This window comes from Novosphingobium resinovorum, from assembly GCF_001742225.1.
Taxonomy (GTDB): Bacteria; Pseudomonadota; Alphaproteobacteria; order Sphingomonadales; family Sphingomonadaceae; genus Novosphingobium; species Novosphingobium resinovorum_A.
Map to the genome: position 1 here is coordinate 494,240 of NZ_CP017076.1, position 13,963 is coordinate 508,202.

At 65.6% G+C, this 13,963-nt stretch carries 9 protein-coding genes; 7 read left to right on the forward strand and 2 right to left on the reverse strand.

Annotated features, from left to right (window positions below):
• Positions 1-69: 69 nt before the first annotated feature.
• The 6 genes from BES08_RS19795 to BES08_RS19820 all read left to right on the forward strand — a co-directional run bounded on the left by BES08_RS19795 (position 70) and on the right by BES08_RS19820 (position 8,274).
• The gene (locus BES08_RS19795; RefSeq protein ID WP_008829307.1) at positions 70-1,044 is read left to right on the forward strand and encodes an alpha/beta hydrolase; all 975 of its coding nucleotides are present in this window, start codon (positions 70-72) and stop codon (positions 1,042-1,044) included.
• On the forward strand, positions 1,041-2,213 hold the full coding sequence (locus tag BES08_RS19800) for a pectinesterase family protein (RefSeq protein ID WP_008829306.1): 1,173 nt from the start codon (positions 1,041-1,043) through the stop codon (positions 2,211-2,213). The genes BES08_RS19795 and BES08_RS19800 overlap by 4 nt, the downstream gene beginning before the upstream one ends.
• 49 nt (positions 2,214-2,262) lie before the next feature.
• Complete coding sequence (locus BES08_RS19805; protein WP_008829305.1) at positions 2,263-4,080, forward strand: putative bifunctional diguanylate cyclase/phosphodiesterase; 1,818 nt, start codon at positions 2,263-2,265, stop codon at positions 4,078-4,080.
• Positions 4,081-4,154: 74 nt separating this feature from the next.
• Entirely contained in the window at positions 4,155-4,553 is a 399-nt protein-coding gene (locus BES08_RS33710) for a hypothetical protein (RefSeq protein WP_155986493.1), read from the forward strand.
• Complete coding sequence (locus BES08_RS19815) at positions 4,550-7,348, forward strand: response regulator (protein WP_008829303.1); 2,799 nt, start codon at positions 4,550-4,552, stop codon at positions 7,346-7,348. Before BES08_RS33710 ends, BES08_RS19815 begins: the two co-directional genes overlap by 4 nt.
• Positions 7,345-8,274: a diguanylate cyclase gene (locus BES08_RS19820; RefSeq protein WP_008829302.1), complete on the forward strand. Its 930-nt coding sequence runs from the start codon at positions 7,345-7,347 to the stop codon at positions 8,272-8,274. The genes BES08_RS19815 and BES08_RS19820 overlap by 4 nt, the downstream gene beginning before the upstream one ends.
• 180 nt (positions 8,275-8,454) lie before the next feature.
• Here BES08_RS19820 and BES08_RS19825 read toward each other — a convergent pair whose 3' ends face one another.
• Both BES08_RS19825 and BES08_RS19830 read right to left on the reverse strand, forming a co-directional pair.
• Positions 8,455-9,681 carry a M24 family metallopeptidase gene (locus BES08_RS19825; RefSeq protein WP_069709389.1) on the reverse strand — a complete coding sequence of 409 codons (1,227 nt, stop codon included), beginning with the start codon at positions 9,679-9,681 and terminating at the stop codon, positions 8,455-8,457.
• An 81-nt stretch (positions 9,682-9,762) separates the two neighbouring features.
• Complete coding sequence (locus BES08_RS19830) at positions 9,763-11,115, reverse strand: LLM class flavin-dependent oxidoreductase (RefSeq protein WP_069709390.1); 1,353 nt, start codon at positions 11,113-11,115, stop codon at positions 9,763-9,765.
• Positions 11,116-11,457: 342 nt separating this feature from the next.
• Between BES08_RS19830 and BES08_RS19835 the strand changes: the two genes are divergently transcribed.
• On the forward strand, positions 11,458-13,938 hold the full coding sequence (locus BES08_RS19835; protein ID WP_069709566.1) for a TonB-dependent receptor: 2,481 nt from the start codon (positions 11,458-11,460) through the stop codon (positions 13,936-13,938).
• Positions 13,939-13,963: the final 25 nt, after the last annotated feature.

Sequence of the window (13,963 nt, forward strand, 5' to 3'; positions counted from 1 at the left end):
CTGGAAGGACCGCTGCCCAATACCCCTCGGGCGGCGGTCCTCTTTTTCGTTTTTCGGGAGTGATATAGAGTGCCGGCTTCAAGCAAGTTCGCATGTGCGCTGGCCCTCGCCGCCATGCTGCTGCCGGGCCATGCCCCGGCACGCGAGGTGGATGACAGCTACACGATCGGCCAGCGCTTCGCACAGTACCGGGACAAGTTTCCCGGGATCGCCTGGCCCGCCGTGACGTGGAAAGCGGGCCAGTCGGTGCTGTTCGACCGGCCCTACAAGAACACCGGCACCCGCGACCTTCATATCGACGTGTTCCGCCCCTCGGCGGGAGCCAACCGGCAGGGCATCCTGCTCGTCCACGGCGGAGGCTGGCGCGCCGGGGCGAAGACGCATTTCTACGCTCTGGCGAACCTCCTTGCCCAGCGCGGATACACCGTGTTCCTGCCGGAGTTCCGTCTATCGGTCGAGGCGGCCTATCCGGCGGGGATGATTGACATCGGCGACGCACTGGCATGGACACGCGCGCATGCTGCCGAATTCGACGTTGATCCCGCCCGCATCGCTGTGGGCGGCGCGTCGTCCGGCGGACAGATGGCCTCGCTGCTCGCTTATGCCGGACCTTCGGGCCTGTTCGGCTCGGGCACGGAGCGCACCGCCGCCGCGCTGATCGACCTCGACGGCGTGCTGGACTTCACCACCCCGCAAGCGCTGCAGTTCGAGAATGCCGCCGGGGAGGCATCGCCCGCCGCGCGCTGGCTTGGCGGTTCCTACGAGCACGCCGCCGCACGCTGGAAGGACGCGAGCGCCGCCAGCCATGTCGGCGCACAGTCACCGCCGACGCTTATCGTCAGCAGCGGCATCCCGCGCTTCACCGAAGGCAAGACCACGGTGCTCGCCGCGCTCGAACGCCACGGCATCGCCCATCGCTTCTTCGCCTTCGAGAATGCGCCGCACGACTTCTGGCTGTTCGAACCGTGGCTGCCCCGCGTCGCGGAGCAGATCGACGGCTTCCTCAAAACCCTTGAACCGGCGCGAGGGAGCGCACCTGAATGATCGGCAGACTTGCGTTCACACTGGCAGCGATGCTGTCCACCGGAACCGCGATGGCGGCGCCGACCGAGTACGTCGTGCGGCCGTCGTGCGGGGACGGCGCGGCGCCGTGCTACACGTCGATCCAACGTGCGCTCGACGCGGCAACGCGCGACGGTTCCGAAAACTGGATCACGATCCGCGTGGCGCCGGGCGACTATGCCGAAAAGCCGGTGATTTCCCGGAGCCGCCTCCGCCTGATCGGCAGCGGCGCGCAGCGCACGCGTGTGCACTTCGGCGCCGTAGCGCAAACCGCGAAAGGCTGGCACCGCGACGGCTGGGGCACGCCCGGCTCGGCGACGCTGATGGTGGACGCAAAGGACGTCGTGATCCGCGACCTGACCATTGAGAACACCTTCGATTACCTCGCCAACGACCACCACCCGCAGGGCAGCGCGGAGCGCATCGCCAACCCGCAGGCCGTCGCTTTGCTCCTCGACGTGCACAGCGACCGCGTGCTCGTCGATCGCACGGCAATTCTCGGCTATCAGGATACGCTGTTCACCAACGGCGGCCGGGCGCTGGTGCGCCGCAGCCTGGTGGCGGGCAACATCGACTTCATCTTCGGCAACGGGCAACTGCTGATCGAGGACAGCGAGATCCGCTCCCGTCCGCGCAGTGAGCCTTATGTTCCGGGCGAGTTCCAGTCCTTCATCGCCGCGCCATCGACCCAGTTGTCGCAGGCGCACGGCATCATCGTCTACCGCTCGCGCCTGACCCGCGAGGCCGGGGTGCCCGACGGCGCCGTAGCGCTCGCGCGGCCGTGGCATCCGACAACGCGCTTCGCCGACGGGCGCTATGCCGACCCTGCGGCCGTCGGACAGGCGATCTTCATCGACTGCTTCATGGACCGGCATATCCACCCGGACCACTGGACGACGATGAACGGCACCGCCCGCGACGGCACCATGACCGGGGTGTTCCGACCGCAGGACTCCCGCTTCTGGGAGACCGGCTCCCACGGCCCCGGCGCGAAGGCGCGCGATATCGGTATGACCTGGCGCGAGACCACAGGCATCGACGCTATCCGGCGCGATATCCTTGCCGGGTGGAGCCTGCAGGACGAAGCGCGTCGAACCCGCGCCGGAACGAAGGCGACCCGTGCACGGCCCCGCAGGACTATGGCAAAATAATTAACCATTGTCGGCCAGACTGACTCCCGGCTGACCGGGCTGGGAGCCGATGACCGAGTTACAGAATACGATCCTCGAGATGATCGCCAAAGGCGAGACACTGGCGGACACAGCCTTGCGGCTGTGCCTCGAAGTCGAGCGCCTCGTTCCCGACGTAGTCTGTTCGGTCGTTACGGTGGACCAGCTGGGCCGCCTTCACACGCTCGCCGCCCCCAGTCTTCCGCAAAGCTTCTGCGCGGCCATCGAGGGACTCGGCATCGGCCCCGAAGTCGGCACCTGCGGCACCGCGGCCCATCGCGGGCAGGAGATCACCACCGCCGACATCGCCAACGATCCACGCTGGGCGGACTTCAAGCACCTTGTCCTGCCGCTGGGCATCAAGGCCTGCTGGTCGCACCCGATATTCGACGCCCGCCGCCGCGCCGTCGCCACCTTCGCTTTCTACTACCGCGAGAAACGCGGCCCGTCGCAGCTCGAGCGCGAGATCGTCGAGCGCTGCGTCCACGTATGCGCGATCGCGCTCGACCGGCACCGGCGCGTGGTCGAATACGAGCGGCGCGCCAATACCGACGCGCTCACCGGCCTCGCCAATCGCGGAGCCTTCAATGCCGCCCTGCACCACCTCGATGCCGCCAGGCCGGGTAGCTGGGCGCTGTTCCTGCTCGACCTCGACAACCTCAAGTTCGTCAACGACACCTTCGGACACCGCGCGGGCGATCTCCTGCTCCGGCAAGTTGCCGACCGCCTGACCATCGCCGCCTTCCCCGACCGCGCCTACCGCATCGGCGGAGACGAATTCGCGATCGTGGTAGAGAGCGAGGCGGCGCTGCGCGATCTCGAACGCACGGCGCAGACATATCTGGACGAAATCTCCTCGACCGCCAATTGCGGGGGCAACGTCGTGTCCCCGGGGGCCACGATTGGCCTCGCCGAGTGCTCGCTGGCCGACACCACGGCCGAGCAGGTGCGCCAGAACGCCGACTTCGCACTCTATCACGCCAAGGAGACGGGGCGCGGCGGCTTCGTGCGCTACTGGCCGGGCATCGGAACGCGGATGACCCGGCGTCTCACCGCGATCCGCGACGTTAACGCAGCCCTGCGCGAGAACCGGATAGAGGCGCACTACCAACCCGTCGTCGATATACGCAGCGGCGAGGTCGTCGGCCTCGAGGCGCTGTCCCGCATGCGCATCGGCGAACAGGCCGTGCCCGCCGCCTCGTTCCACGAAGCGACGACCGATTCCCACATCGCACGCACTCTCACCCAGCGCATGATGGCATCGGTCGCGCGCGATATCCGTGAATGGCTTGCGGCGGGGATCGCTGTCCCGCAAGTCAGCATCAACGTCTCGTCCGCCGACTTCCACGGCGCCTCGATCTACGGTCTGCTGAGCAATACCTTCGAACGCGAAGGGGTGCCGCTGAGCCACGTCAGTCTGGAAGTGACCGAATCCGTCTACATGGACGAGGCGGGCGTCGTGCGGAAATCGGTGGAAGCCCTGCGCGCCAAGGGGCTGAAGGTGGCCCTCGACGATTTCGGCACCGGCTACGCCTCGCTCACGCACCTGATGAGCGTGCCGGTGGACTACATCAAGATCGACAAGTCCTTCGTCGATCGCATCGTTTCGCATGCCCCCAGCCAGATCATCGTCGAGGGGATAATCGACATCGCGACGAAGCTCGGAATCCGTGTCATCGCCGAAGGGATCGAGACGGCCGGACAGGCACGCAAGCTGATGGCGCTTGGGTGTACGCTGGGTCAGGGTTTCTTCTATTCCCGTGCCGTACCGAGCGATGCGGCGGCGGTCCTGATGGCCGCGCATCCACGCGGGCGAGGAATCACACTGGCCGGCGGACGGTTACAATAGTGAAATGTGCCGGATCGAACGGGAATCCTGCACCTCTTTAACCAAAAATAGCCATAGTCTCGTAGGCGGTGGGCATGATTTCTTGGACAATACATCGTCGGGCGGAGTCGCGTGCTTGCGCGTCGCGGAAAGGCCCTTCCCCGCAAGGTGGCCTGCGCGACTTCTTACCCGCTGCCGGACTGCTCGCCGCGGGGCTCGTCGGACTGACGGCTGGCTGGCTGCTTTCGGGCACGCAGTCGGGCCAATACCTCGTGGTCATGGCGCCGACCTCCTCCTTGGTCGATAGCGTCAATCTCGTCACCCGGACCGGCGGCCGCCTCGCAGCCACCAGTTCGCTGCCCAATGTCGTGATAGCCGGGTCTTCCCAGGCCCACTTCGCCGCGTCGCTTCGCAAGGCGGGCGCGTGGCTCGCTGTTTCCGTTCCGGCCGTCGCGGGATGCGGCGCCCCTTCTTCGCAGGAGCAGACCTCTTGAACGTCGAACTCGACCAACTGCGCCGCAAGTCCGGGCGCCTGCTCCTCTGGCTATTCTGGGCGCACGTGCCCCTCTTCGCCGTGGTGGCGCTGCTGACGAGCCACAATGCGCTCGCCGCCGCGCTGGCCGGCACCCTGGTGGCGGGCAGCTACCACGTGATGTGGCTGCGGCACGGCATCGCGCCCGCGACGCGCTACCTCTCCGCCGTGGCGCTGATGGCGGAACCGGCGATCCTGCTCGTCCTGCTGCGCGGCCATCCGTGGCAGATGGACATGCACATGTACTTCTTCGCCATGCTGACGCTGACCATCGGCTGGTGCGATCGCCGCGCCGTTCTGGTCGCCGCGACCGCCGTGGCGCTGCATCACCTGTTGCTGCTCTACCTGCTGCCCTCGGTCGTTTTCGCGGGCGGGGGCAACCTCGGCCGCGTGCTGCTCCATGCCGTCATCGTCACCTTCCAGGCGAGCGTGCTGGTGCTGCTGAGCGACCAGCTGGTGGAATCCTTCGCCCTGCGCGAACGCACCCGCGAAGCGGAAGAGGCGAGCCGCGCCAAGAGCATGTTCCTGGCCAACATGAGCCATGAAATCCGCACGCCGATGAACGCGATCCTCGGCTTCTGCCACCTGATCGGCCGAACCGACCTCGACCCCAAGCAGAAGGACTACGTCTCCAAGATCGGGCAGGCGGGCATGTCGCTGCTGCGCCTGATCAACGACATCCTCGACTTCTCGAAGAACGAAGCTGGCAAGCTGACGCTGGAGGCCAACCCCTTCGACGTGCGCAACGCGGTCGCCAACCAGCTGCAGCTGGTCGCAGGGGATGCCGAGGCCAAGCGGGTCCGCGTGACGTCCGAGATTTCCCGCGCCCTGCCCCATCGCCTGATGGGCGACGAACTGCGCTTCAACCAGGTGCTGCTCAATCTCGTCAGCAATGCTGTCAAGTTCTCCGAAAACGGCAGCGTCACCGTCGGCCTCGACATCGTCGCGGAAGTCGACGACCAGTTCACCGTCGAACTGCAGGTACGCGATACCGGCATCGGCATGAACGCCGAGCAGCAGGCGGCGCTGTTCCAGTCCTTCTCGCAGGCGGACAGCTCGACCACCCGGCGCTTCGGCGGCACCGGCCTCGGCCTCGCGATCTGCCGCCAGATCGTGGAGCAGATGGGTGGCTCGATCCGCGTCGAGAGCGCGCCCGGACAAGGCAGCACCTTCGTTGCCCGCATGCAGATGGCGCGCGAGGATGAGACCGCCGCGCTTGAGCCGGCCGTGCCTCCGCAGATCCGCGCCCTGCGCGTGCTCGCTGCCGACGACAACTCGGCATCGCGTCAGGTCCTTCAGGACATCTTCGCAGGCTGGGAAATCCCGCTCGATCTCGTCGCGTCGGGTGACGAAGCACTCAGCGCCATCCGCGGCGCGGACGAGGCCGGCCATGCCTACGACCTCGTTCTGCTGGACTGGAAGATGCCCGGCATGAACGGCCTCCAGACGGTCGAGGCGATGCAGGCGATGGATCATGCCGCGCCGCTGCCCCGCACCCTCATCGTCACCGCTTACGGCGCCGACAGCCTGCTGCCCGGCGGCACCCCCGCCCACGTCGCCGCGGTCCTGACCAAGCCGATCGCACCCCGCGCGCTGCTGGAGACGATCATCGAGGTGGCCTCGCAAGATGCCGGACCGGCCGGCGATGCCACTCCGGAAGATGCACCAAGCGTGGCGGCCCAGTTCCAGGGCGCGCGCGTGCTGCTGGTCGAGGACAACGAGATCAACCGCGAAATCGCCATCGAACTGCTTACGCAGGCCGGTCTGGTGGTGGACCAGGCGGAAAACGGCCGCATCGGCTGCGACCGCGTGCAAGCCGCCAACGGAAACTACGCGGCCGTCCTCATGGACGTGCAGATGCCGGAAATGGACGGCATTGCCGCAACCCGCCTGATCCGCGAGACATGGTCCGCAGACCGCCTGCCGATCATCGCCATGACCGCCCACGCGCACGAGGAAGAGCGCCAGCGCTGCCTCAACGCGGGGATGAACGATCATATCTCCAAGCCCGTCGATCCGGCCATGCTGATGCGCACGCTCGAGCGTTGGCTGAGGCCGGTCGCCACCGGAATGCCGGTGGCGACACCCGCTCCGGTCGTCGTGGCGGCGCAAGCTCCCGTACAGGACGTCGTCCTGCCAGAGACCCTGCTGCCGTTCGACTTGCGCGCGGCCCTGCTGCGGGTGAACGGCAAGGCCTCGCTCCTGCGCAAGCTCATCATCACCTTCGGCGAGACTTATGCGAACGTCGGGCAGGACCTGCGCACCCATATCGCTGGCGGCCTGCTCGCCGACGCGCGCCGCCTTGCGCACAGCCTCAAGGGCGTGGCAGGTTCGCTGGAACTGCCGGACATCCAACGCTCGGCGGCAGAGATCGAGCGGATGCTCGCCGATGGGGATGCGCTGCAGGCGCAGTCCGCGATCGTCGACCTCGAGACGCTGCTGGCTCCGGCCGTCGCCGCCGCGCGCAGCCTCACTGCGAACCGCACGGCAGCCGCCCCGGCGACCGAGGGGGATCGCGACATGAGCGCAGCGGCGGCGGCACGCGACGAATTGCGTGGCCTGCTGCGTCGCCGCAGCCTCGGCGCGAGGGCCAGCTTCGGGCGCTACGCCGCCGCGATCGGCCTCAACGACGACGAGCGCGCGGCACACCCGGTAAATCGCGCCCTTGAGAAACTCGACTACGATACGGCAATCGACCTCCTCGACGCGGAAGAAGCCGCCGCCGAGACAGTCGACCAGGCAGGAGCAGCGGCATGAGCAGGGGCACGATCCTCATCGTCGACGACGAGGTCTCGAATATCGAGATCATGAATGCGGTGCTGGAGGACGACTACGAAGTCCTGTTCTCCACTTCCGGCCAGCAGGCGCTGGATACGGCTCGGGCCACGCCGCCCGACCTCATCTTGCTCGACGTGCTGATGCCCGGGATCGACGGCTTCGAAGTATGTCGTCAGATTAAGGATGACCCACAACTCGCTGATATTCCCGTGATCTTCACAACGGGACTTGGCGATACCGACCACGAGATGCGCGGCCTGTCGCTGGGCGCGATCGACTATGTGACAAAGCCGATCCAGCCCGCGATCCTGCGCGCCCGGGTCGGCAACCACATCGAACTCAAGCGCCTGCGTGACCAGTTGGCCAGCATGGCGGTGACCGATGCCCTCACCGGGCTCAGCAACCGCCGCCAGATGGAGCAGGCGCTCAAGTCCGAGGTGGGGCGCCTCGGCCGTACCGGCGACTGGCTGACGGTCATCATGATCGACATCGATTTCTTCAAGCAGTTCAACGATACGTATGGTCACCCGGCCGGAGATCGCTGCATCGTTATGGTCGGCGCGGCGCTTACCCGTGCCGTCAAGCGCGCGTCCGACCTTCCCGCTCGCTACGGCGGCGAGGAGTTCGCCTGCATTCTCCCCGGTGCCGATCCCGAAGGCGCGGCGCTGGTGGCGCAGGAAATCAGCCTGCATGTGCAGTCCCTCAACATCCCGCACGAACGTTCGCAGATCAGCCCGTTCATTACCGTCAGCATTGGCGTCGCCAGTGCCCGCTGCCTGCCGGACATGACCCCCGAGATGTGGATGAAGGAGGCGGACCGCCAACTCTACCTAAGCAAGCAGCAAGGCCGGAACCGCGTAACCTCGACCGAGTTCGGTGCGGTCGTGGACAACCTGCAGGCCTGAACAGCCACCCCCCGCGCTCGACATATTCACAGACAGGGGATTTCAAAACTGAATTGCATATAAAAACATGATTTTTCATATAGATATGGTAAATTTATGCTAACATTTTGAGATATACGCTGCAATGCTATAAGCAACCTGACGTAATTATCTTATCATGTTGAAAATAAAGATATATAGCTATATCATAAGGAAAGGCTCGCTGCGGTCGTTCAACGGTTCGCAGCCGTCTTCGGTGATCAGCCACAAGTCCTCGAGGTGCACGTTCCCGGTGGCGTCGAGGTGCAGCACGGGGCAATCGACGCTGACGACCATGTTTGCCTCGACACGGTGGTCGCCCTTCTCGAAGTTGAGCGCACCGCCCTTGAACGCCTCGTCGGTATGGAACAAGCCGACGCTGTGCGTGGCGCAGGAGACGGCCACATCGTAGCCGCCGCGTGCCACCGCATCATGCCCGATCCGGCGGATATCGGAGTAGTGAAGTCCGGGGCGCAGTTCACGGGCGATGGCATCGTTGGCGCAGACAGCCGCCTCCACCATCCGCATGACGATGGGATCGGGCGTGCCGACGAATACCGTCCGCCCGAAATCGCCGTGATATCCGGCGTAGTGGCTGACCGCATCGATCTGGAAGCTGCGTCCGTCCCTGATCACGCCGTCCCGTCGCCGCATGGCCATGCTGTCGGTCGAGACGAAGAGGGGTATGCCGCCGCGCCGCCCGGTCTCGGCGAAGAAGGCGAGCCGCAGCTCCTCGTACGTCGATCCCGCTCGCATCGACAGGATCGCCGCGCGGGCGGCTTCGGCATTGTTGGCGGCGGCATGGCGCATGAGCGCGATCTCGACCGGCGACTTGATCATGCGGATGCTGCGAAGCAGCGGCTCTGCGGGGAAGCACTTGCCGCTCAGCCCCAGAGCCGCCGCCGCATTCAATGTATCGACGGCAAAGCTCGTCCCATAAGCGGCCACCGCCGCTCTCAGGGCCGACGCGGCATCGGGATAGGCGGGCCTGCGCGAGAGCACGCCCAGTGTTGCAGTCCGGCTGATCATGTCCAGCGGATCGGCGCGCCCGCCCGGCGGTTCGTCGAGGAAAATCGGCGCTGCAGCGTCGCCCTCCAGTCCCTCGGGCGCGGTATAGAGGAAGATGTCGAGCGGGCCGTCCTCGGCCGGGTCTTCGACGTCGTGGAGATAATGGATGAACTGGCTGGTGATCAGGATCACCGGCTGATCGGCCGCCGCCGGGACGACCGCCAGGACCGCGCCCGACTGGCCCATCAGCACCATCTGCGGCCAGAAGCCGGTCGCGTGGTAGATGTTCGTCGGGTCGGACAGAACCAGCGCCGACACGCCGCTCTCGGTGAGCACACGTTCGGCGACGGCACGGTTCATCAGGGGCGCAAGCGCGGGCATGGGACAGTCGTTTCCTTGAGGCACGGATAAAGGCGCGGCGTCGTCAGCCGACGTGCCGCGCGCAGGACGGGGTTTTACGGCTCACCAGATTTCGGGACGGGACCTCAGGCCGGGATCGAGGTCGAAGGCATTGACGGGAACGGTGAGACCCAGGTTCTCGCGCAAGGTCGCGCCTTCGTATTCCCTGCGGAAATGGCCACGATCCTGAAGGATCGGGACGACGTGATCGACGAAGTCCTCCAGCCCGCCCGGCAGGAACGGTGCGGAGATGACGAAGCCGTCGGCGGCGCCCTGCTTCTCCCACTCTATAAGCGTCCCGGCCACGTCCTCGGCGGTGCCGACGATGGTGTGCCCGGTCCGACCGGCCGCGACCCTGCGCGCCAGCTCGCGCACCGGCAGGCCCTCGCGCTCCGCCAGTTCGAGCACGCGGTCCCGCGTCGAGTTCTGGCCAGCCAGCGCCGTTTCCGGCAGCGGCGGCAGCGGACCGTCGGGGTCTGCCTGCGACAGGTCGATATTGCCGAGCAGCCCTTCGAGCTTGGAGATGGCGATCTCGGCCGGGATCAGGTCGTCCAGTTCGTGCTTGAGATCTTCGGCTTCGGCAAGGGTACGTCCTATGACCGGGGTGACCGCAGGCATGATCTTGAGACCGTCCGGCGTGCGGCCGAACCCGGCCAGTTGCGCGTGCATCGCGGAGCGGAAGGCCTTCGCCGTCTCGATCGTTGGGTGCGAGGTGAAGATGACTTCGGCGGTCGCTGCGGCGAAGCGCTGGCCGGTGGCCGAGGCCCCCGCCTGCACCAGGACCGGGTGACCCTGCGGCGGACGCGGTACGGTCAGCGGCCCGGCGACCCTGAAGTTCGTGCCCTCGTGATCGACGGCGCTGATACGCGAAGGGTCGGTGTAGCGCCCGCTCGCCTTGTCGGCGACGACGGCGCCTTCCTGCCAGCTGTCCCACAGCTTGCGCGCAACCGCCACGAACTCCTCCGCGCGGGCGTAGCGATCGCCATGTGCGAGATGGCTGTCGAAACCATAGTTGTGCGCCTCGTTCTCCATGGTGGAGGTCACGATGTTCCAGCCCGCGCGGCCACGGCTCATGTGATCGAGCGAGGCGAAGCGGCGGGCCAGATCGTAGGGATGGTTGTACGTGGTAGACGCCGTGCCGATCAGGCCGAGGTGCCGTGTTTCCGCCGCGATCGTCGCCAGCACCACGAGCGGGTCCAGCTTGGGCGTCTCCAGCCCGGCGAAGACCGAAGCGCCCCGGACCGGATGATAGCCGAGGTAGTCGGCCAGGAAGACGCCGTCGAACAGCCCCTTCTCCGCAGTGCGGCCAAGTGCGCGAAAATAGTCGGCGTCGCACAGCGCATTGTCGGCGGCGCGGGAGTGACGCCAACCGGCGATATGGCCACCGGTCTGCATCAGGAACGCAAGCAGTTTCATGACGTCTTTGGCGCCTCGCGTCGAAGAATTGAGCCTGTCGGGGATCACCCTCGTCGGGAACGGCGGCCGAAGCCACCCTTGCCCCCTGACATGTGCGGATAACGAGCACGACTTGGCCGCCCACGCCAATCAGGATTCCTTGGAGGTGATAAGGGGTTCTGATTTCCGAAGCGGAAAAAACCGATGTTACCTTGCACTTATCAAGCGGCGATTTGATGACAGCAAGCCGTCCAGTGCTCGATGCAATGCTTAATAAAGAAACACGATAAAAGTTTCACGCAGGAAGAACGATCTCAAAACTCAGACCAATAATGGTCAGGGATCGAAATGGGGAAAGCAATCATGACCAGCACGTCGGCGCTGAATCGCGCCGTTCTTTTGTCCTGCACGTCGATGATCGTCGCGTTGGGCCTTTCGACCAACGCCAATGCGCAGGCATCCGGCGCCGATACGACTGCGAGTGCGCCCGGCGACATCGTCGTGACTGCCCGCAAGCGCGGCGAGGACATTCTCAAGACCCCGATCTCGGTCACCGCCCTGACGGGCGAGGACATGCAAAAGCGCGGCGTGCAGTCGGTCACCGACCTTGCCTCCTTCACGCCCAGCATGAAGATCGTGTCGAGCTCTTCGGGCCGCAACGACCGCTCGTTCCAGCAGGTCATCATCCGCGGCTTCACGCCCTCCAGCGCTTCGGTCCAGACCGCCTCGATGTTCATCGACGGCGTGCCGGTCTCGACCGCCACCGCGATCCAGACGATCTCCGATCCCGAGCGTATCGAAGTGCTGAAAGGCCCGCAGAGCGCCTACTTCGGCCGCCAGACTTTCGCCGGTGCCGTCAACGTCGTGACCAAGTCCACGCCCGACCGCCTCGAAGGCAGCTTCTCGGGCATGGTCGGCACGCGCAACAACCATGACATCCAGGCCTCCATCGGCGCGCCGTTGATCGAGGGCCTCGTCGGCTTCCGCGCGACCGTGCAGGAAATGGCCAAGGGCGGTTCGTGGAAAAACCAGGGCGTGCCCGGCCAGACGCTCGGCGACCAGCGCACCCGCGCCGCGACGCTGGCGATGGAGTTCACCCCTTCCTCGAACCTGAAGGCGAAGGCCTTCGCGATGATCTCGAAGAACAATGACGGTCCGAACGCGACCGGCCTGCTGGCGGCGCACGCCGTCACCAACCCTTCGAACGGCGCGTTGATCGTGCCGGATTCCTCGAACTGCGCCTTTGGCGCCAACCGCTACTTCTGTGGCACCCTGCCCGGCCTGCCCGCCGGCGCGCCTTCGATGAACACGGTGAACACGCCCTTCATCAAGGACTTCCTCGCCAACCCTAAGGGCCGCCTGATCAACCCTGAGGACGGCGTGCAGGGCTATGGCCTGCGCAGCCGCTTCTATCACCTGCACTTCAACGTCGACTGGGAGGTCGGCAGCGGCATCACTCTGTCCTCGCTCACCGGCTACAACAACGAGCGCCGCAGCCAGTTGTCGGACCTCGACCTCTATTACAACACCACTGCGCCGAATTCGACCAACGCGGTCGGCACGGCGCCCGGAGCACCGAGCTACTTCGACTATCCCTACCTCGTCGAAGCCAAAAGCAAGGACTTCTCGCAGGAACTTCGTGCAAGTTATGATGATGGCGGGCCGTTCACCGCCACGCTCGGCGGCAGCTATCTGAACGCGACGTTCCAGGGCGGCGGCGGCGGCAACAACGGCGCGCTCGGCACCAGCCAGTTCAGCGTCGTCTCGGGCAAGACCCGCAACCGCACCTTCGGCGCCTTCTTCGGCCTCGGCTACAAGATCACGCCGGAACTGAGCATCAACTTCGACGGCCGCTACCAGATCGACACGATGTATGCCTATGCCCGCCCGGGCGGCCAGACCATCGCCTCGGCCGCCTTCGCGACGCCGGGCTTCTACGAGGAAGGCTCGGTTCTCGCCAAGCAGACCTACAAAAATTTCACCCCGCGCGTGATCGTCAACTACGACGTGACACCGGACATGATGGTCTATGCCTCGTACTCGAAGGGCGTGAACCCGGCGGCATTCAACACCGTGTTCCTCTCCAACCTGAGCCCGGCGGCACAGGTTCTGGCGGCGGACGCGGGCCTGCGCATCGCGGTGAAACCGGAAAAGCTCGACAATTTCGAGATCGGCGCCAAGGGCAAGGCGTTCAACAACCGCGTGCGCTACGCCGTTGCCGCCTACTACGGCATCTGGAAGGACCAGCTGAACGCCAACGTCATCACCCTCGTCGATCCGACGACGAGCGTGGTTTACAACATCCAGGCCCAGCTCAACACCGGCAAGGTCAAGATGTACGGCCTCGAAGGCGACTTCTCCTTCGCGGCGACCGACCACCTGACCCTCTCGGCCAACGGTTCGTACAACGAAAGCGACATCCGCAAGCTGAGCGCGCCCACGGTGACCGCCCTTACCGGCATCACCGACTTTAGCGGCAACCACAATCCGCTGGCGTCGCGCTGGTCGGGCTCGGTCTCGGCCAACTACACGATGCCGCTGCGCGGTGACGTGGAGGCCTTCGCCCGCGCCGACTTCACCTACAAGTCGGGGGTCTACACCAATGCTTCCAACCTGACGAAGACGCCGGACATGACGCAGGTGAACTTGCGCGCAGGCTTCGCGAACGATCGCTTCACGTTCGAAGGTTTCGTGACCAACCTGTTCAACAACAAGGCTTATCCGGCTGCCATCGACTTCACCCTGCTGGAGCGCACCAACTCCTACCTTTCGCCGTTCTCGGGCGTCGCGGTGGCGCTGCGCGACCTGCGCACGTTCGGTGTGCGATCAACCGTGAAGTTCTGACGAGTGCCGATGTGCGGCGAGGTGC